General features: G+C 62.6%; 21 protein-coding genes and 1 pseudogene. 11 read left to right on the top strand and 11 right to left on the bottom strand.

What is annotated here, in order from left to right; all coding sequences use genetic code 11:
* The first annotated feature begins 57 nt into the window (after positions 1-57).
* The 3 genes from thyX (at position 58) to D3D01_RS10670 (ending at position 1630) form a co-directional block, all read left to right on the top strand.
* The gene (thyX, locus tag D3D01_RS10675; RefSeq protein WP_101350221.1) at positions 58-801 is read left to right on the top strand and encodes an FAD-dependent thymidylate synthase; all 744 of its coding nucleotides are present in this window, start codon (positions 58-60) and stop codon (positions 799-801) included.
* A 198-nt stretch (positions 802-999) separates the two neighbouring features.
* Entirely contained in the window at positions 1000-1173 is a 174-nt protein-coding gene (locus D3D01_RS23690) for a hypothetical protein (protein WP_158600454.1), read from the top strand.
* 52 nt (positions 1174-1225) lie between these two features.
* Positions 1226-1630, top strand: a complete 405-nt coding sequence (locus D3D01_RS10670) for a translation initiation factor IF-2 subunit beta (RefSeq protein WP_101350222.1) — start codon at positions 1226-1228, stop codon at positions 1628-1630.
* Here the strand turns inward: D3D01_RS10670 and D3D01_RS10665 are convergent, their stop codons facing one another.
* From D3D01_RS10665 to D3D01_RS10640, 6 genes are all read right to left on the bottom strand, one after another.
* Positions 1631-1810, bottom strand: a complete 180-nt coding sequence (locus tag D3D01_RS10665; RefSeq protein ID WP_004515550.1) for a hypothetical protein — start codon at positions 1808-1810, stop codon at positions 1631-1633. It abuts the gene before it with no gap.
* Positions 1811-1883: 73 nt separating this feature from the next.
* Positions 1884-2852: a transcription initiation factor IIB family protein gene (locus tag D3D01_RS10660; RefSeq protein ID WP_101350223.1), complete on the bottom strand. Its 969-nt coding sequence runs from the start codon at positions 2850-2852 to the stop codon at positions 1884-1886.
* Positions 2853-3329: 477 nt separating this feature from the next.
* A complete protein-coding gene (locus D3D01_RS10655) occupies positions 3330-3632 on the bottom strand; it encodes a hypothetical protein (protein ID WP_101350224.1) in 303 nt (100 codons plus the stop codon).
* A gap of 55 nt (positions 3633-3687) precedes the next feature.
* Entirely contained in the window at positions 3688-3963 is a 276-nt protein-coding gene (locus tag D3D01_RS10650) for a winged helix-turn-helix domain-containing protein (protein WP_121512177.1), read from the bottom strand.
* A gap of 200 nt (positions 3964-4163) precedes the next feature.
* Positions 4164-4685: a fasciclin domain-containing protein gene (locus D3D01_RS10645; protein ID WP_121512176.1), complete on the bottom strand. Its 522-nt coding sequence runs from the start codon at positions 4683-4685 to the stop codon at positions 4164-4166.
* A 76-nt stretch (positions 4686-4761) separates the two neighbouring features.
* On the bottom strand, positions 4762-5046 hold the full coding sequence (locus tag D3D01_RS10640) for a DUF357 domain-containing protein (RefSeq protein ID WP_101350226.1): 285 nt from the start codon (positions 5044-5046) through the stop codon (positions 4762-4764).
* 101 nt (positions 5047-5147) lie between these two features.
* Between D3D01_RS10640 and D3D01_RS10635 the strand changes: the two genes are divergently transcribed.
* Together D3D01_RS10635 and D3D01_RS10630 are read left to right on the top strand one after the other, a co-directional pair.
* Entirely contained in the window at positions 5148-6197 is a 1050-nt protein-coding gene (locus D3D01_RS10635; protein ID WP_101350227.1) for an NAD(P)/FAD-dependent oxidoreductase, read from the top strand.
* A gap of 65 nt (positions 6198-6262) precedes the next feature.
* Complete coding sequence (locus D3D01_RS10630) at positions 6263-6550, top strand: hypothetical protein (protein ID WP_101350228.1); 288 nt, start codon at positions 6263-6265, stop codon at positions 6548-6550.
* Positions 6551-6568: 18 nt separating this feature from the next.
* On the opposite strand, the gene D3D01_RS10625 is transcribed toward D3D01_RS10630, so the two are convergent.
* Both D3D01_RS10625 and D3D01_RS10620 read right to left on the bottom strand, forming a co-directional pair.
* Positions 6569-7228 (bottom strand): 2,5-diamino-6-(ribosylamino)-4(3H)-pyrimidinone 5'-phosphate reductase, encoded by a 660-nt coding sequence (locus D3D01_RS10625; RefSeq protein ID WP_121512175.1) that lies wholly within the window; start codon positions 7226-7228, stop codon positions 6569-6571.
* Between the two features lie 44 nt (positions 7229-7272).
* Positions 7273-7731 (bottom strand): hypothetical protein, encoded by a 459-nt coding sequence (locus D3D01_RS10620; RefSeq protein ID WP_121512174.1) that lies wholly within the window; start codon positions 7729-7731, stop codon positions 7273-7275.
* Between the two features lie 243 nt (positions 7732-7974).
* On the opposite strand from D3D01_RS10620, the gene D3D01_RS10615 reads away from it, so the two are divergent.
* The 3 genes from D3D01_RS10615 (at position 7975) to D3D01_RS10605 (ending at position 11796) form a co-directional block, all read left to right on the top strand.
* The gene (locus D3D01_RS10615) at positions 7975-9255 is read left to right on the top strand and encodes a Single-stranded DNA binding protein (RefSeq protein WP_121512173.1); all 1281 of its coding nucleotides are present in this window, start codon (positions 7975-7977) and stop codon (positions 9253-9255) included.
* On the top strand, positions 9252-10961 hold the full coding sequence (locus D3D01_RS10610) for a hypothetical protein (RefSeq protein WP_121512172.1): 1710 nt from the start codon (positions 9252-9254) through the stop codon (positions 10959-10961). The genes D3D01_RS10615 and D3D01_RS10610 overlap by 4 nt, the downstream gene beginning before the upstream one ends.
* Positions 10962-11046: 85 nt before the next feature.
* Positions 11047-11796 (top strand): metallophosphoesterase, encoded by a 750-nt coding sequence (locus tag D3D01_RS10605; protein WP_121512171.1) that lies wholly within the window; start codon positions 11047-11049, stop codon positions 11794-11796.
* Between the two features lie 19 nt (positions 11797-11815).
* Here the strand turns inward: D3D01_RS10605 and D3D01_RS10600 are convergent, their stop codons facing one another.
* Complete coding sequence (locus tag D3D01_RS10600; RefSeq protein ID WP_121512170.1) at positions 11816-12664, bottom strand: class 1 fructose-bisphosphatase; 849 nt, start codon at positions 12662-12664, stop codon at positions 11816-11818.
* Between the two features lie 177 nt (positions 12665-12841).
* Between D3D01_RS10600 and D3D01_RS10595 the strand changes: the two genes are divergently transcribed.
* Positions 12842-15676, top strand: coding sequence for a DEAD/DEAH box helicase (locus D3D01_RS10595; protein ID WP_121512169.1), 2835 nt, complete (start codon positions 12842-12844; stop codon positions 15674-15676).
* Positions 15677-15697: 21 nt separating this feature from the next.
* Here the strand turns inward: D3D01_RS10595 and D3D01_RS10590 are convergent, their stop codons facing one another.
* Together D3D01_RS10590 and D3D01_RS10585 are read right to left on the bottom strand one after the other, a co-directional pair.
* Complete coding sequence (locus D3D01_RS10590) at positions 15698-16435, bottom strand: sporulation protein (protein WP_121512168.1); 738 nt, start codon at positions 16433-16435, stop codon at positions 15698-15700.
* A gap of 156 nt (positions 16436-16591) precedes the next feature.
* The gene (locus D3D01_RS10585; RefSeq protein ID WP_121512167.1) at positions 16592-17728 is read right to left on the bottom strand and encodes a PAS domain-containing protein; all 1137 of its coding nucleotides are present in this window, start codon (positions 17726-17728) and stop codon (positions 16592-16594) included.
* A gap of 201 nt (positions 17729-17929) precedes the next feature.
* Here D3D01_RS10585 and D3D01_RS10580 point away from each other — a divergent pair, with 201 nt between their 5' ends.
* Complete coding sequence (locus D3D01_RS10580; RefSeq protein WP_101350238.1) at positions 17930-18535, top strand: zinc ribbon domain-containing protein; 606 nt, start codon at positions 17930-17932, stop codon at positions 18533-18535.
* A gap of 35 nt (positions 18536-18570) precedes the next feature.
* Positions 18571-18786, top strand: a pseudogene (locus D3D01_RS10575) (DNA mismatch repair protein); the annotation flags it as partial.
* Positions 18787-19661 lie beyond the last annotated feature (875 nt).

Below are 19661 nucleotides of genomic sequence, written 5' to 3'. Positions count from 1 at the left end.
GAACGCCCTGCCGGCCCGGGAAGGAAGTATTTTGCCGCTCCGGGACACCCACCCGATATGGACGTAAAGCTGCTCGAAGCGACGGACGACCCCGAGGATCTCATCTGCAAGGCAGCACGCAACGACTACAGCGACACCTCCGTCGGCAGCCAGTCGTTCGAAGCGACGATGGCCGAGGTCGACGGCGACACACTTGACGACAAAAAGGAGACGCTCATCGGGCATCTGCTCGACCACGGCCACTTCGGCCCCTTCGAACACGCGCAGGCCACCTTCGCCGTCGAAGGCGTCTCCCGCTCCTGTATGGCACAGATCACCCGCCACCGCCACGTCTCCTTCGACGTGCAGTCGATGCGGTACGTCTCCTTCGACGACGTGGACCCAGAAGCCGTCCGCGAGGGCGAACTGGTCGTGACACCGCCGTCCGCGACAGACCCGGACTGGATCGGCCGGAACCAACAGAAAGCGAGCGTCTCCGACGAGGAGTTCGAGAAGCGCACGGAGGTATTCAAAGACACCATCGAGCAGGCGGTCGAGTCGTATCAGGAACTGCTCGAACTCGGAATGCCGCCGGAGGACGCCCGGTTCGTGCTGCCGATTGGCACCAGGGTGAACATTGTGATGTCGATGAACGCCCGGATGCTGATGCACGTCGCGGATATGCGAGCGGCGGCAGACGCACAGTGGGAAATCCGGGAGATGACCGAGGAGATGCTCGACCTGGCGGCCGACTGGTGTCCCAAGACCTTCGAGTACTACGAACGGGAGATGAAGGGACGCAAGAACCGGCTCGCGCCCTGACGTATCTGGGACCCCGCACGGCGATTCAGCGCGGCTGTCTCCGGCCGTTGGCATCGACGATTGTTGAATCGGCCTTGATACTCACAACGGTAATGGCAAGACGTAAGTCGTTTTCTTGCGTATACGGTCGGATTTCAGAGTATCAAAAGACGAAACGAGTACGACACATTCATTACCGCACATCCTAGATGAACAATTGTGTCTTACGAGGTTGAACGTCCCACCCATCGGTCGGGAACTGCGTCTGATGTGATGTGTGCTGTCGACGATGTCGACGGTCAGCAGCGGTTCGTCATCGCCGATATTGCCCACGATGACACCTGGATTTCGATGGTAGCGGACGAGACCTGTACACTTACAGCCTGGCGATAGCGGACGACCACTGGCTGAAAAGTTTTTGGTGGCTGCTCTGTGACGTTGGAGTATGGAATACGACGATATGCTCGACCGGGCGATGGAGGAAACGCCTGATATCGACGGCACAGGTGAACGGTTCGAGGTCCCGGACCCGGATGTCCGACAGGAGGGGAACGTCACCGTCTACGAGAACTTCCAGTCGACGTGTTCCCGACTCGGACGCGAGGACGACCACGTGATGAAGTTCCTGCAGAACGACCTCGGGACGAGTGGCCACATCGACGAGAGCGGGCGGGCGCGGTTGACCGGCGAGTTCGACGCCGACCGTATCGAGGCGTCCATCGACGAGTACGTCGAGGAGTTCGTGCTCTGCTCGGAGTGTGGACTGCCGGACACGCAACTGGAACGGGAACAGGGTGCGCTGTTGCTCCGCTGTGAGGCATGCGGCGCACGCTCGGCAACAAGCGAGTAGTTACTGCAGCCCTTTCAGCGTCTGTAAGTCGTTTTCGGTGCGGGTGAAAACAGCGAGCCGATGGCTCGCGTGACAGTTCGGACAGTGGAACGTCGTGTCGTGTCGCGGCAAATCTGTCGGCGTCGACTCCCAGTCTTTCTTACACTCGGGACAGAGCAATCGGACGTACGCTTCTTCCATGTATGTTACTCACACACATACCCGATGATTAAAAGCCTTGGCGTCTCCCCATAAGTCTGCCTTCACCCGGGCGTCAGGCCGGGAGGTCCTCGGCTTCGAGGAGTTCCTTGTACCGGTTTCGGATTGTCACTTCGGAGATGTCAGCGACGTCGCTGACCTGACTCTGCGTGACTTTCTCGTTTGTCAGCAACGCGGCGGCGTAGACGGCTGCAGCGGCGATGCCGACCGGCGACTTGCCGGAGAGCATCCCGGACTGACGAGCGCCTTCGACGAGGTCGCGGGCCTGTCGCTGAGTCTCCTCGCTGAGGTCAAGGTCGGAGATGAACCGCGGGAGGTAGTGTTCCGGGTCAGCGGGCTGGACTTCGAGGCTGAGTTCCCGGACGATATAGCGGTAGGTCCGTGTGAGCTCCATCTTTTCGACGCGGGAGACGCGGGCCATCTCGTCGAGCGACCGGGGGTTGCCAGCCATGCGGGCAGCCGCGTACAGGGCGGACGTGGCGACGCCCTCGATGGAACGGCCCGGGAGCAGGTCGTCACCGAGTGCGCGGCGATAGATGACGCTGGCCGTCTCACGGACGTTCTGGGGCAGGCCCAGCGCAGAGGCCATGCGGTCGATTTCGCCAAGCGCCTGCTTGAGGTTACGCTCCTTGGAGTCGCGGGTCCGGAACCGCTCGTTCCAGGTCCGGAGCCGCTGCATCTTCTGGCGCTGCTCGCTGGAGAGGGAGCGCCCGTAGGCGTCCTTGTTCTGCCAGCCGATGTTCGTCGAGAGGCCCTTGTCGTGCATCATGTTTGTCGTCGGCGCGCCGACGCGGGACTTGCGGTCCTTCTCGGCGGAATTGAATGCACGCCATTCCGGGCCGCGGTCAATCTCGTCCTCTTCGATGACCAGTCCACAGTCTTCACAGACTGTTTCACCATGCTCGGCGTCGGTAACGACGTTGCCACTACATTCGGGACAGGTCTCTACAGCCTCCTGTTCCGTCGGTTCGGTTATTTTCTCGTCTCGCTCTCGTGTGTTTGTCCGCGTTGTTGATTCACTCATGATTGGGAGTCCTGTTCTGCCGGGTGCAGAAATTTTAATATTGGTTGGGGAACTGTCTTACCCTATAGTTAGTTCGTAAAGTATATAAACCTTTCGCCGATTTTTCGCTCGAACCGCAATACAACGGCATGATAGGGTTCACCATGGCTCACTGTAAGGGTATATAATTTTGGCGGTCGTCTCCGACTCCCGTGTGTAGCGCACAAATCGGGGGGCCGCAACATCGTGTGACTCTGTCGGTGTACTGCAGAACAACCGCCGCCTTGCTGCTACAGTCACCCCGATTCAGTCGGAGACAGCGAATGGGCCCCGAAATTATCGGGCCAGTGGGAGTCACAGTGTGGTTCCGCACATCGTGGAGGGGTGATGAGGTGTAAAGAACGATGTTACCAGTCACCACATTTTAGTTGCATATACATTCCAGATACGTACAGCAATGACGGTGACATCCTGTTTGGGAAGTATCGCTGCGACCGCTCAATCGAGTGAGATCCACGCCAGAAACAGCAGCCCACCCAGTTCCAGTATCGCGACAAACGTCATCGCGCGGCCGGCGACAGGGGCGGCGTTTCGTAACAACACGGCGACCTCTGGGTCAAGCACGTAGTAGTAGACGGACAGGCAGTTCTCGGCGAGTAACAGGAACCCGAAAACCGTCAGTCCGAGTGCGTGTTTCGAGCCCACCGACAGGTAGTTGCGGGCCCAGACAGATAGCAACGCAAGCAGCACCACGACGTTGAGCGCAGACGCGACACTTGCCGCGGTCATCCAGACTGCCATCTGTCCCCTCCTATGCCGGCTCGTGGTAAAACTCCATGCTCGATTTCAGCCATTGTCACTCTATCTCCGCAATGATTTCTTCGATGGTGTCCCAGTACTGTTCAGTCCTGTCCGTCAGCGTGTAGACGGACCCGTAGTCGCCGCCGGTGTTGTCGACAACGCCATTGTCCAACAACACGTCGAGGTGATGCCGGACAGTTTTGTAGTCGAGGTCGAGGTCCGCCGCGAGTTGGTTAGCATTCCGGGGCCGTCGCTTGAGGGCCTTGAGGATACGGGCTCTGTTTGGCCCCCCACGGGTCCCTGAAAGAACATACCAGAGGACACCCTCCATCAGCGGACTCAACTCTCCGGGCACACGTATATCCTCTGGCCAACTCCATGATAGCTGCCTACGACCGAAACCAGGGCGGCTATGCATCAGCGGACGCAGCGGGACCCGGGTCGACCCGGCTGGACAAAAAGGAGGTGGTCGTCGGAGGATGGCCGTTCTGGTTTGCTGTCATACCCACGCAAACTGTGGTGTGCGCCGGGCTATGGAAGCAAGACACCAGTGCCATCGACGTTGTCGCCGTTGATGGCGTGAATGTACCCGTTTGAGGCTTCGATGTTCGTGTCGACGATGGTGGCCTGGCCGCTGTTGAGGACGGTCCCGTCCACATCTATTTTCGCTCCGTTGAGTGTCGGCACCTGATCGGAGGTAGTGACCGACTCGGCGTCGCGACGACCCGGTGCCACGTGGTACGTGAGGATTTCGGCGAGGTCGTCTCGTTCCAAGAGTTCGTCCTTGCTAATACCTAAGACGCGCAGCAAGTTTTCGAACGCCGTATTAGTGGGCGCAAACACGGTCAGTTGTCTGTTTCCGTCGAGTGTCGCCACAAGGCCTGCTTCGCCCAGTGCCTCAACCAAGATCGTGAATCGGTCGTCATTCGAGGCAATGTCGGCAATTGTCTCGCCGTCTCTCGGCGGTGCGGCGCTCGCGGCACCGACGCACCCGACTGCGACTGCTGTTCCGGCACCGATACTCCGCAGGACACTGCGCCTGGTCTGTTTCATGATGTGACCCGGGAGATTCGGAGGACTGTTGACACTTAACCGATTGCCGAACTGAGACCCAAATTAGACCATAGTTTCAGACCGTAAACAGATGTCCTTCGGTCGGGACGTCAAAGAGCCCGATACGTGCGCCCGCGTCCAGCCACGCGTGCCCGTACGAAAATGACGCCAGCGCGTTCACGAGGTCGTCGTCGTCTCTAAAGTGACGCCCATCTTCAAGATACGACGACGCCATCTCCTCGCACTCCAGAGCGGCGTCGTGCATCGGCGTTCCATCTGGAGGAGCGACTGATGCCGCGTCAAGTGCTTCGGCAAGCAGTCCCTCGTACCGGTCGGTTTTCTCTTCGAGGTCGGCGGCCATACCCCCAGCGAGCGGCGGCAGCGGCCTAAGCGTGTCGTCACGGTTCGAGTTCGGCGCACGACAACACAAGCTAAATACGGCCTGGTAGTCTAACTTGGCTAATGACAGAATCGGTCGAACACCGACGACTCATCGTCGCTGGAACGGGCGCAGCGGGACTGACAGCGGCTATCTACGCCGCCAGAAGCAACAATGACCCACTCGTTCTGGAAGGCGACGAACCCGGCGGGCAGCTCACGCTGACCAGCGAAGTCGAGAACTTCCCCGGCTTCCCGGAGGGCCTCTCCGGTCCGGACCTCATCAATAACATGAAAGAACAGGCCCAGCGCTTCGGCGCTGAACTCGAACACGGTATCGTCGCCGACATCGACGACAGCGAACGGCCGTTCCGCGTGGAACTGTCGAACGGCGATGTCTACACCTGCGACGCGTTCATCGCCGCTTCCGGGGCCAGCGCCCGCACGCTGGGCGTCCCCGGCGAGGACGAGCTGATGGGCTATGGCGTCTCGACGTGTGCGACCTGTGACGGCGCGTTCTTCCGCGGCGAGGACATGCTCGTCGTCGGCGGCGGCGACGCAGCCATGGAGGAGGCCCACTTCCTTACGAAGTTCGCCGACACCGTCTACATCGCGCACCGCCGCGAGGAGTTCCGCGCCGAGGACTACTGGATCGACCGCGTTCAGCAGAAGGTCGACGAGGGCGAAATCGAGATCATGCGGAACACCGAACTGCTGGAGATGCACGGCTCCCCCGAGGACGGGGTCGACCACGTCACCCTCGCACAGAACGACGAGGGCCATCCCAGCGAGAAGCTCGACGACGACGGGACCGAGAGCTTCGACTTCGACGTGGGTGCGGTCTTCATCGCTATCGGCCATACGCCGAACACCGACTATCTCGAAGACACCGGCGTCGAACTGGACGACACTGGCTACATCCAGACCCACGGCGGCACCGGCGGCGACCAGACCGCGACCGACGTGGACGGTATCTTCGGTGCCGGCGACGTGGTCGACTACCACTACCAGCAGGCCGTCACCGCCGCCGGGATGGGCTGTAAGGCCGCCATCGACGCCGACGAGTACCTCGAATCCCGGGCCGAGGCCGCCGCCGAGGCGGAGTCCGAGGCTGCGGCAGAAGCCGACGACTAGCGGTTCTGTTTCGCTGTCGTCGCTACATCCACAGACCCTTTAGGATAGCCCCCTGAGTCGGTGGCATGGCAACCGACACTGTCACGCTGACTATCGACGACGGCGAGGAGACCGACGAACTCACAGTCCCGAGCGAACTCGTGGACATCCTCCGGGAATCGCCCGAGGAGACGGACCCGCAGGTCGTCGGCGACATCGCGATGTTCGGCATGACCCAGCGGATTCACAGCGCCGTCCACCACGCTCAGGGCGAGCCGGACGAACAGATCGTCGCGCTCGAAGCGGAGACCAGCGAGCTGTTCGAGGAGCGGTTCGGACAGTCCTTCGCCGAGCTGACCGGCCACGACCACTGATTTCCGACGGCCGAGTTCCTAAAACGTCCAGTGCAACACCACGCCGTCGTCAACCCGGTCGACGTCGGCCAGTTCCGGCTCCGGGAAGTCCTCGATGAAGCCGTCGCCGTCGGACAGCGTCGGCGCGTCCCGGCCGCCGATGACCTTCGGACCGATGTAGACGAACAGGTCGTCGACCAGCGCCTCCTCTAGCAGGCCGAAGATGAGTTCGCCGCCACCTTCGACCATGAGCTGGTCGATGCCGTCGCCTTCCAGCTTCGCGAGCGTCGTCGTGAGGTCGACCCGGTCCTGGCCGGCAGCGATGACGTACGCCCCGGCGTCTTCCATCTCCTCAACGAAGTCCGGCGGCGCGGCTTCGCTGACGAGGAGGTAGGTCTGGGCGCGGTCGTCCAGTACCGTGGCGTCCGGTGGCGTTCGGATGCGGGAGTCAGCGACGACGCGTGCGGGGTTTTCCGGCTCGCCGCGGTCAGTCCGGGCGGCGCGGCGGTCGGGGTCATCGATAGTCAGTGAGGGGTCGTCGGCGAGAATCGTGCCGACACCGACCATCACGGCGTCGCTGTCGGCTCGGAGCTGGTCGACCCGGTCGAAATCCTCCGGTCCGGAGATAGCGATTTGTTCGCGGCGGCGGGAAGAGAGCTTCCCGTCGACACTCATCGCGGCGTTGACGACGACGTGCATACTCGTTCGTGCCGGTGACACGTCAAACGGCTTTTGGGTTACGCTCAGGTGGAGGTCGTCTCGGGGCGCTTCGAGAGCTTCCGGACATCGAGTTTCCGCACCCTCCCGTCCGCGGTTTTCAGTTTTAGCACCGTCTTGTTCAGAACCAGTTCGTCGGCATCAAGCGTCGTCTCGCTGGTCCAGCCCCGGAGTCTGACCATCCCTTCCTCGTCGATTTCAAGGAACGTCCGCGGCTTGCGCTGGGTGCCCATCGTCCACTCCTCGTCGCCGACGGAGAGTTCTTGTCCGCCGCTTTTCGCCCAGCGGAACACGCAGGCGAACTGCTCGCGGGGCTCGTCACCGCGATCGTAATCGACGCGGGTCCACTGCTCGAAGTCGACGCCGAAATGTGCGGCCCACAGTTCCAGATACTCGAAATCGAACTTCTTCGTGCCACCGTTGTTCCGAGCGCTCCGCCAGATGACGTGGGCCTCGGATGGTTTCGACCCGAACAGACTTCCCATAGTCAGGCCCCCCGATATCCGCGCCCAGTATCAGCTCCGATATTTTCCTGCCCGGTTAGCTTGACAGATTCGGTAACGGGACCTTCGGCCGTCTGAAACACACTAACTCGGTCAGAGAGCATACACTGAGAGATTGCAGTATCACAAATAAGAATTTTGGGCGATTTCAAACAGGTGTCGACGGCCATGCCCGCAAAGGCTGGCCGAAAACGCTTTTGAGTGCTCCCGTCGAACCGTCAGTCGATGTCTCTCGAAGACCATGCCGAGGAGCTCGCCTCCGACCTCGGTGTTGACAAAGAGGAGGTCACACGCGACCTGAAAAACCTCGTGAACTACTCCGTCCCGATGGACGAGGCCAAACAGAGCCTCAGACGGAAGTACGGTGATGGCGGCTCAGGCGGCGACAGCGCGCCGTCGAGCAAGGCCATCAACGAGGTTTCGACCGACGACTCGAACGTGACAGTCACCGCCGTGGTGCTCACGTCGGGTCGCCGGTCCATCCAGTACAACGGGGAACAGCACGTCATCCGCGAGGGCGAACTCGCCGACGAGACGGGGAAGATATCCTACACCGCCTGGGACGGCTTCTCGGGCGACCTCCAGCCCGGCCAGACCGTCCGGCTCGGCAACGCCGGCGTCCGGGAGTGGGACGGCCAGCCCGAGCTGAACCTCGGCGACAGCACCGACCCCGAGGTCGTCGACGAGACGCTGGACATCGACTACGAGGTCGGCGGCCGCGCCGCCCTACAGGACCTCGCGCCGGGCGACCGCGGCATCACTGTGGAGGTGCAGGTGCTGGAGTGCGAGCAGAAGGTCATCGACGGCCGCGACGGCGAGACGACGATTCTCAGCGGCGTCCTCGGCGACGAGAGCGGCCGGCTCCCCTTTACTGACTGGGAACCCCACGCGGAGATCGAGGAAGGGGCGTCCGTACGCCTCGAAGAGACGTTCGTCCGCGAGTTCCGCGGCGCGCCGTCGGTGAACGTCTCGGAGTTCTCGACCGTGACCGCGCTGGACCGCACGGTCGAGGTAGCCGAAGACGCCCCGCGGCTGTCCATCCGCGAGGCCGTCGAGAGCGGCGGCCTGTTCGACGTGGAACTGGCCGGCAACGTCATCGAGGTGCGGGACGGCTCAGGCCTCATCGAGCGTTGTCCGGAGTGTGGCCGTGTCATCCAGAACGGGCAGTGTCGCTCCCACGGCGCGGTTGAGGGCGAGGACGACCTGCGGACGAAGGCGATTCTCGACGACGGGACCGCCACCGTCACCGCAGTGCTGGACGACGAACTGACCGCCAGGGTGTACGGGGGCGACCTCGACGACGCACGCGAGCACGCCCGGGACGCGATGGACAAGGAGGTCGTCGCCGACCGCATCGCCGACCGCATCGTCGGCCACGAGTTCGTCGTCCGCGGGTCGCTGTCGGTCGACGAGTACGGCGCGAACCTCACCGCATCGACGTTCGCCGAGGCCGACGACGACCCGGCGACGCGTGCGCGGACCCTGCTACAGGAGGCGGAGTCATGAGCGAATCCGGAGACAGCGGCCCCGGCCGCCGTGAAGTCGCCCATCGACTGTTCGCCGCGGAGTTCGACGACGCCGACTTCTCGTATTCTGAATCCGACGAGGAGCGCGCGCCGAACTACGTCGTCACGCCGACCGGCGCGCGGGTCAACCGCCTGTTCCTCGTCGGCGTCCTCACCGAGCTCGAACAGGTCAACGACGACGTGTTGCGCGCCCGTGTCGTGGACCCGACCGGCCCCTTCGTCGTCTACGCCGGCCAGTACCAGCCCGACGAACTGGCCTTCCTCGAAGCCGCCGACCCGCCGATGTTCGTCGCCGTCACGGGGAAGGCCCGGACCTTCCAGCCCGACGACAGCGACCGGGTGTTCACCTCGGTTCGGCCCGAGAGTATCAGCGAGGTCGACGGGGACACGCGGGACCGCTGGGTCGTGCAGGCTGCCGAGCAGACCGTCTCGCGCATCGGCCAGCTGGCCAGCGCGAAGCAGGCCGGCCTGACCGGCGACGAACTCAGACTCGCGCTGCTGGACCAGGGCATCGACGAGAGCGCCGCGGCCGGCATCACGCTCGCGCTGGACCACTACGGCACAACCGGCGACTACCTCGACGCGCTCCGGACGACGGCGCTCGACGCCGCCCGCGTCGTCGCCGGTGACACGGACGAGGCGGAGGGGCTGTCGCTGTCACCGGGCGACGGGACTGACGACCCGATTCCGCTGCTTGCCTCCCTCGACCTCGGTACTTACCCTTCCACCCCGGAGACGACTGACGAAGACATCGCCGCGACGGCCGAATCGGGGTCGCCATCGGAGGCAGCGACTGACGACGGGGAAGCGACCGGGCCGAGCGCACAGACGGCCGAAGCGTCAGATATCGAATCATCGACGGCCGACGAGGCCGACGCGGCCGAGAGCGGTGCGCCCGCAGACGCCGCCGACGCCGAGCCGGCCCCAGAGTCGGCCGGGGCCCCGGCCGGCGACGAATCGCCCGAACCGGACGCCGACGCGGCTACGAGCGACGCACCCGCCGAAACACCCGAGACAGCGACCGACGCCGGACCCGACGAGACGACCGCCGGCGACTCCGCGGGTGAGGACGCGCCCACGACGCCCACACCGAGTGAGTCCGTGAACGGATCTCCGGCACCGAGCGAGCCGGCGACCGACGCCGATTCGACGGTGGAGGACGAGCCTGAATCGTCGTCGGAACCCGGGGCGGACGAGGACCTCGGCGACTTCGACACCGAGTTCGAACTGGACGAGGACGAGCGCGAGGAGATAGAACAGGAGTACGGCACGGACTTCCAGAGCGGGACCGAGGTCGACGAGCCCGGCGAGGCCGACATCGAGACGCCGGACCCCGAGGAACTGGCCGATGCGGCCGAAGAAGGGGCACCCGCAGACGCCGCCGACGCCGCCACCAGCGACGCTCCCGCCGAAACCCCCGAGACTGCGACCGACGCGGTGGCCGACGAGACCACTGCCGGCGACTCCGCAAGCGAGGACGCCACAGAGGATGTGGACCTCGAAGACGCCGCTATGGAAGTCATGGACGAACTCGACGACGGCAGCGGGGCCGACCGCGAAGAACTCCGCTCGACGGTCGCGGGCCGCTACGGCACGGACGCTGACGCCGTCGAAGACGCCATCCAGGACGCGCTGATGGGCGGTCGCTGCTACGAGCCCGAGGACGGCAAGCTCAAGCCAATATAACCGAACGACGGCTCATAGCCGGTTCCGGGAGCGCTCTGGGATCGAGCCGCGGTGCTTTTTTCGCCCGACAGCTAACACAGGAGCGATGCGCGTCGAACCGCTTCCTGACGTTCCAGCGGCCACAGTCGATACCGACGGAGAGCGGTTGCTGGCGGTGGCTGATTACCACGCTGGCATCGAAGCGGGGCTCAGATACGAGGGCGTCGAACTCAAGTCGGCCGCCGCGGACCGTCGGGAGCGGTTGCTGACGTGTCTGGACCGCGCCCGCGCCGACCGGCTCGTGGTCGTCGGCGATCTGGGCCACGCTATCGGCGACCCGTTCGATGACGAACGGGAGGAGCTCGAAGCTCTGTTCGCCGCCCTCGATGTACCCGTAACGCTGGTGAAAGGAAATCACGACGGCGGGCTGGAGTCCACTCTGGCCGCCTTTGATGCCGACGTGGAAGTGACGCCGGGACATGGCACCCGCGTTGGTTCGGTCGGGTTCGCCCACGGCCACACCTGGCCTGCGCCGAACGTACTCGAAGCCGACGTCGTCTGTGTCGGCCACGAACACCCCGTCGTCCGACTCGAAGACAGCGTCGGCGGCACACAGAAGGAGCGCGCCTGGCTCCGCGGCTCGCTAGTGGCCGACCCCTTTGCCGAGCAGTTCGGCCAGCCGGTCGATGCCGCGCCTGATGTCGTTGTCTTCCCAGCGTTTAACGACCGCTCCGGCGGGACGTGGGTCAACGTCGACGGGCAGGAGTTCCTCGCTCCGTTCCTGCCCGAGGGGCTGGCCGACGCCGAGGCGTTCCTCCTCGATGGCACGCGGTTGGGGGCCTACCGACAGGTCTGAGCCAGCGTTCTGTACCCGCCTATGTTTCCGAGAGCGCCGCTTCGAGTTCGTCGACAAGTTCGGTGTTGCCGAGGAACGTCGGCGTCCGGTCGTGGATACCATCCGGTTCAACGGCGAGTAACGACTGCGACCCATCGCTGGAAGCGCCGCCGGCCGCTTCGACGAGATATGCGAGCGGGGCCGATTCGAAGTGGACCCGGAGTTTACCGTCCGGATACCCCGTCGTCGCCGGATAGCCGAACAGTCCGCCGTACTCGAGGACCTGCGCCAGATCGGCGACAGTCGCCCCACCGTAGCGGAGCTTCAGGTCCCGCTCGAAGGACTGCGCGATGGCGTTGAACTCGTCGGTGCGCTCACCGGTCTTGCCCGCGAGACCGACAACTGTCGCCTCCGCCGGCAGTTCGAACTGGCCCCAGCGCTCGCTGTGCCCGTCCCGGAGGAGGTGCTCCTGGACGACATCGCGGTCGGACCGGGCGATAGTTAGCGTCGTGTACGGGCCGTACAGCACCATCAGTGAGGCGACCATCGAGCGCCCGCTCGCCGGCAGTTCGGCGTCGTAGACCCCAATTATCGTCCCCACAGAGTTGTTCGAGGCGAGGTTCGAGGAGCCATCGAGCGGGTCGATAGCGATACTGTAGCCCTCGCCGCAGTCGACCACGTCGCTGCGCTCCTCGCTCGCGTACGCGCCGATACCGTCGATGTGTGCGAGCGCGTCGAAAAACAGGTCGTCGGCCCACACGTCGCCACCGACCTGTTGCTCCCCGCTCGGGTTCTCGCCGGCAGCTCTGTTGGCGTAGTTCGCCAGGTTCCCGCTGACGTAATGCGCCGTATCCTTCACCGCTCGTTCGATTTCATCGAGCGTGTTCACGGGCCATCACCGGTCGCAGTTGCACAGGCGTCAGTCATGGTTTCACATGTCTCTGTGCAACGACATAAGGCTGTACCCGCCATTCCCCTGCAACGCCCGCAGTCCTTCGGTTACCGACAGCGGACGAGACGATGTGACACAACGTGTTTAACCCGGTGTAGTCGCTAGAAAGGGGCGATGACTGACGGGGTCGCTCGCGGCGATGACGCCTTTACCGCACTCGGTCCAGCCGTCCGCAGTGCGCTCTCAGAGCGCGGCTTCACGACGCCGACCGACCCACAGCGAAAAGCAATTCCGACCCTGGCTGACGGGCGGGACGCGCTGGTGGTCGCACCGACCGGTACCGGGAAGACGGAGACGGCGATGTTGCCGGTCTTCGATGCACTGGCCGAATCCGAAGACCGATTCGGCATCGGCGCGCTGTATATCACGCCGCTTCGGGCTCTTAACCGCGACATGCGCCAGCGTCTGGATTGGTGGGGCGAAACGCTCGGCCTCGAAGTGGATGTTCGCCACGGCGACACGACGGACTACCAGCGCCAGAAGCAGGCCGACGACCCGCCGGACGTGCTCGTAACTACGCCCGAGACGCTCCAGGCGATGCTTACCGGGTCGAAGCTCCGGACTGCGCTGGCAGATGTCGAACATATCGTCATCGATGAGGTGCACGAACTCGCCGCGGCCAAGCGCGGCGCGCAGCTGACCATCGGACTCGAACGGCTCCGAGAGCTGTCCGGGCAGTTCCAGCGCATCGGACTCTCGGCGACTGTCGGCGACCCACACGAGGTCGGCCGGTTTCTCACCGGCGGCCGGACGTGTGCCATCGTGGAAGTGGACATCGGCAGTCGACTGGACATCGAGGTGGTCCGGCCCCAGATTACCGACCGTGACGAAGAACTGTCGAGCACGCTCGTCACCGACGCTGGAACGGCCAGTCACGTCCGCTACATCGCGGACCTCATCGATGACCACGAGTCCGTCTTGCTGTTTGTCAACACCCGACAGACAGCCGAGGCGCTGGGCTCGCGGTTCAAAGAGTTGGGAACCGATCTCGGCGTCCACCACGGCTCGCTCTCGAAGGAGGCCCGTATCGACGTGGAGGACCGGTTCAAGGCCGGCGACCTCGACGCCCTGCTGTGTACCTCCTCGATGGAACTGGGCATCGACGTGGGCCACGTCGATCACGTCGTCCAGTACGGCAGTCCCCGGCAGGTGTCCCGTCTCGTCCAGCGGGTCGGCCGGGCCGGCCACCGGCGTGACCTCGTCTCCTCGGGCACGGTTGTCACCACCGACACCGACGACACGCTGGAGGCGCTGGCGATTGCGAGACAGGCCGAAGCTGGCGACGTTGAACCGGCCGAAATACACGATGGCAGCCTCGATACCGTTGCTAACCAGGTCACCGGGCTAGTGATGGACACCGGCGAAATCCGGGCGATGCGGGCCTACGAGATACTGACCCGCGCGTACCCGTTCCGTGATCTCGGCGAGGCCCAGTTCAAGCAGGTCGTCGAAGAACTCGCAGCGAACAACGTCATCTGGCTCGACGAGGACCGGGACACCTTAGAGAAACGCCGCGGGACCTGGCAGTACTTCTATCAGAACCTCTCGATGATCCCTGACGAGGCCACCTACGACGTGGAAGACGTAGCCTCGGGCCAGCAGGTCGGGACCCTCGATGAGAAGTTCGTCGTCAACTTCGCCACGCCCGGCGAGGTGTTCGTCCAGCGCGGGGAGATGTGGCGCATCACGAACATCGACGAGGAGGAGGAGAGCGTGACCGTCTCGCCCATCGAGGACCCCGCCGGTGAGGTGCCATCGTGGGTCGGTCAGGAGATTCCCGTTCCGAGGGCCGTCGCTGCGGAGGTCGGTGAACTCCGCCGCGTGGCCGGTCGGCAGTTACAGGATGGGGCCGAGACTGACGCCGTCGCCAGAGACGTAGCGACTCGCTATGCCGCCGGCCCGGAAACCGTCGCGGACGGCCTCTCGCAGGTCGAGAAACACGAGGGCCCGATTCCGGACGACACGACCATTCTGGTGGAGTTCCACGGCCGGGAAGTTATCATCAATGCCTGCTATGGGCACAAAATCAACGAGACGCTGGGACGGATCCTCTCGGCGCTGCTCGGCCAGCGAGCGGGCGAATCAGTCGCGATGGAGGTCGACCCCTACCGGATTACGCTGGAAGTCCCGCGACGAATCACCGCCGGCGACGTCATCGAAGTCATCGAGGACACCGACCCCGACCACCTCCCGGCGCTTATCGAACTCAGCCTGAAAAACGCCGACGCGCTGAAGTTCAAGCTCGCGCAGGTGGCGACGAAGTTCGGCTCGCTCAAGCGCTGGCGGGGCCGGGGGTCGACTGACTTCGGCCGTGACCGCCTGCTGGCCGCGCTGGAGGACACGCCGATGTACGACGAAGCCCTGCGCGAGGTGCGCCACGAGGACCTCGCTATCGAAGCGACAGCCGACCTCCTCCGGGATATCCGGCGCGGCGACGTGGCGCTGGAAACGGTGGGCGAACACACGCCAATCGGGACTGGCGGCAGTTCCTCCGGGCGGGAACTCCTCTCACCGGAGAACGCCGACGCGAGCGTCATCAAAACCGTCAAGGAGCGCATCCAGAGTGACCGCGTCATCCTCGCGTGTCTGCACTGCAAGGAGTGGGACCGCAAACAGCAGGTCAAGCGCGTGCGGGAGCAGCCGTCGTGTCCGCAGTGTGGGTCCACCCGTATCGCCGCGCTGAATCCCTGGGCAGAGGAGGTCGTTTCGGCCGTCCGGACCGACGACAAGGACGACGAGCAGGAGAAGATGACCGAGCGGGCCTACCGCTCGGCCTCGCTGGTCCAGAGCCACGGGAAGCGGGCGGTAGTCGCACTTGCCGCCCGCGGCGTCGGGCCACACAACGCCGCCCGCATCATCAATCATCTGCGTGAGGACGAAGACGAGTTTTACCGGGACATCCTTCGGCAGGAGCGAGAGTACGCGCGGACCCAGTCGTTCTGGGGTTGAGGGCCAGCGTACGCCAGCAGCCTAGCTCAATTCCCGGATCGCTTCCGCGAGTCGCGGCTCGATAGCAGCAGGCTCAGGCGCTTCTATCGTGAGTTTCGTGTGTCGCTCGTCGGCGTCGGTCATCTCCGAGAGCAGTCCGGCGCTGCGGTCGACCTCCAGATACACCGTGAGATGGCTGTCGTCGAACACCGGGACGACTTCCACCTCGTCGACCTGCTCCGCGAACTCGCCGCGCTGTGGCCGGAACTCGAACTCCTGAACGAAGTTCGTCGAGGTGGTAAACAGACTCCCGGCTGTGGCCTCACAGGCAGAGGCATGGAGCGAGAAGCCAAGCGAATCAAGCGCGTCGAACACTGCCTGCGTGCGGTGTGTCGGTTCGACCTCGATGTAATCCTCGTCACCGGGGTCGACCGCCATCGAGATATCGAGTCCGGTCTCGATTTCGACGGCCGTCGAGCGTGTCGTTACAGGCGTCACCCGGGGAATATGGACGGTCGTCTCGAAGCGACGTTCCTCACCCGCCTCGATGGTGAACGGCTCGGTGAGTTGCCACTGGTCGATGATGGCGTCCTTGTACCCCTCGTCGGATCTGTACTCAGTTTCCAGCGCGAAGTAGATCGCGTCGATATCCTGGTCCGTCGAGCCGCCCTCAACGTGAACTTCTGCACGGACGGACTCACCGGCTCTGACGGAATCTGTCGGCAAGACCGTGTCCACCGTAGCAGACCCGATGCCGATTCTGGAAAGCACGTCTTTCATTGGTAGTGTGCAATTCAACCGTCATATAGTATAAAGTTCAGGGCGATACGGGGCGAAGAAATTGCGTATCGACGGACACGGGCGCCTGCGCGTGGCGGCCCGTCAGCACATAGAGCCGTCGATACCGACTGGTATCTGCGACAGTTGCCCAATCGATCAGGTGCCAGGGGCATCCTGACCGAGTATGACCAGCCCCGCTATGTTGTTATCCAGATCAGTCAGAGAGTGGACGCGGAACTTGTATGGCTGTCGCTGACCGCTGTCGAGTCGAAGGCTGGCCGTGACAGTCGTTCGGCCAGTACGGAGTGCGTTGTCAACCGCGTCAGTAATCATCTCCCGCTCGTCGTCAGGAAACAAGCCACTGATCGCCGTTCCAACGACTGTCTGTTCGGTGTGGCCAGTAGCCTCGAGTGCGCGGCGGTTACAGTGTTTGAGGGTGCCATGAGTATCTGTAACGAACAGTGGCTCATCGAGCGTGTCGAGCGCTTGTTGAATGACCGCCCGCTCCTCGCGTAACTCCTGCTCACGGGCGTACCGTTCGGTGATGTCGGTAAACGCGACGACGAGTTGCTCGACCTCACCGTCTCTGATAATCGGCGTGGTATTGACTTCATGGACGACTTCGCCGACCGGATGAGTAAGGGTCACCGTATATGAAATTGTTTCCCGCATGTCGACGCATTTCCGATACGCGCCGGCGACCGCTCTGGCATTCTCGTCGCCGAGTGCCTCCTGTGGGGTCTTATCGATAAGTTCTGACTCTGCAAGTCCGGTAAACTCCTGAACCCGTGAGTTACACCGACGGAAGCGAAACCCGTCTTGCTCGACATCAACAAGCAGGAGTCCGTTCCACGCGTTCTCGAAAACAGCGGCATACTCCTCTTTGGTCTCGCGTAGCTGTTTTTCCGAGTGATACCGGGTGACAGCGTTGTTAATACGGTTGGCCAGTAGTTCGTACTGATCAGTTCCGGATTGTTTCTGTAGGTAGTCAGTTGCGCCAGCAGAGATCGCATCGCTTGCGATCTCTTCGCTTCCTCGGCCAGTAAACAGAATGAACGGGAGTTTGGAGTGTTCCGCCCGGACGGCTTGTAAAAATTCAAGTCCGTCGATACCGGGCATCTCAAAGTCGGAAACGATGCAGTCAGGGGAGAAATCGTCGAGTAGCTGTAGCCCCTCTGTCGCGCTTGCAGCAGTCTCCACGTTGAACCGACTGTCATTGCGTTCGAGGAGGTCGGCAGTCAGGCTAGCAAGCCCCTTATCGTCATCGACATGTAGAATGTCAACGCCCCCCATATGCTTTGGTTGGACTGTACTGGATTATTTCTTTCCCTCATCTACCTGACAGCCACGGCCAGGAAACACACCGCAAAGACAGCGCATTCTACTCCACTGGTCGTGCAATGCTGTGGCTTAGTATCATAGCATCTAACGACCAAGTTCTGTGCTTTTGACACTATCCGGGTCACTCAAACCACTCGGGGCACAAAGGGGAGCATGACCGAGTGGCGTGACGCGTCGGCTCCCACCTGTCCAGAGTGTGATGAGTCACTGGAACCCACCGCGATGACCTGCCCACACTGTGACGCGACGCTGCTCACCGACGAACAGACCGAGATGCTCGACGAGCGCCTGACCGAGACGCTTGAGTCGATGGACTCGGGTGCACCGACGTGGGCAGTCACGCTCACTGGCCTCTCGCTCGGAATCGCCATTGCGCCGCTCGTGCTGTACGCGGTCGTCATCCTCGTCGGCGATCTCTCGCTTCCCGTGGCCGTCGGCGTCCTGCTGGCCGGCTGGCTCGTCCCGGCCGCATATCTCTCTCGGCTTCGCAATCCCAGCGAGGTGCTGGCCCGCGGGCTGTACCTCGTCGTCGCCGGTGTAGCCGTCGTCGTGGTCGTAGTGGGATATGAGGTCTTCCTGTCGAATGGCCCATCAGTCGTCTCCGAGCAGACTGCGCTCGTGTCGCTCGGTCTGGCGATTCCGGCGGCACTGGGCGCGCTCATCGCGCGTCGCGCCGCCCGACGGGCTGACCGGCAAGCCCGCGGAGAGCCGGGGCCGCTGCACGAGCGATTCAGTATCGACGACGAGTCCGACGACTGAAAACGCCTAAGCGGGCCGCCGTTCTCCACCCGTGCATGCGACTGGAGGAGTACTGGGGCATCGGCCCGAAGACGTCCGAACTGCTCACCGAGGAGCTGGGCGTCGAGCGGGCCATCGAGGCAATCGAGTCGGCGGATACACGAGCGCTAACCACGGCTGGCCTCTCTCGGGGGCGCGCAACGCGCATCCTCCGGCGGGCGACCGGGGCCGAATCGATGAGCCTGCTCGCCACCAGAGACACCCGCGACGTGTAGTTCACCTATTGCTAATTGTAGCGACGTTTTAGGCAGTACGTCGGTGCTATCGGTAGTATGTGGCTGTTAACTCTGCAAACATTGGGCATTATTCCACAGCAATAGGCACGGAAATCTACCCATGCAGTGTGGCACGACGCGGGCCACAGTTCGACGGCATTGCTAATCGCAAGACGGGAGTCGGATTTCCTTGCGGGCATTACGTGTGCGCATATCATTGGGCGGTTATTATTAACAACATGTATATATTATAGGTGGGTGAGTACTGCTGTTCTACTACAGTGTAAATAATACATAGCCACTTGGGTTACTACTATACGTTGGTAATACCGGAGCGCTCCCCCCGTATTTCTCGCCAGCAGTGACAGCAGAGCGACGGGGATATAGTTTTCAATATATCAACATGAACTATTCCAAATAGGTGGCTATCCTCTCAGACGCTCTGTATGGACGCTGAAGGTGGGGGACAAACTAAGACGATGCAAACCCCTTGCATTCTCAAAGAATCTACTGTGCGCCAAATATGAGCGAATTAGATGGGGTTGCACATCTTTGGAGAGTCGATATGCTCAGTAGTTATCAACACAGCCACCGCTCGGGAGGCCCAAGGACAGCCACCGCCTTTGCGCAAGGTAAACGCGCCTATCTCTCATAGCCTCTGAGACGGCGCTGAATCGATTTGAAGGTCCGTATGACCAAAACCACTTACTCTGCTCAGAAACTAATTGAGCGTCGTCACAGCAGGCTTAGAGTCGATATGTTCAGTAGTAATCACCCCACCTACCAAGATTAGGTTCGGTATGGGTCCCTACGGAAATCGGGGTGCGGGGTGGATACACGCCTGCTCTGTGTCAGTTTGATATCCCATATAT

Source organism: Haloarcula sp. Atlit-7R (assembly GCF_003666065.1).
GTDB lineage: Archaea > Halobacteriota > Halobacteria > Halobacteriales > Haloarculaceae > Haloarcula > Haloarcula taiwanensis.
This window is presented reverse-complemented; position numbering and strand designations above follow the sequence as displayed.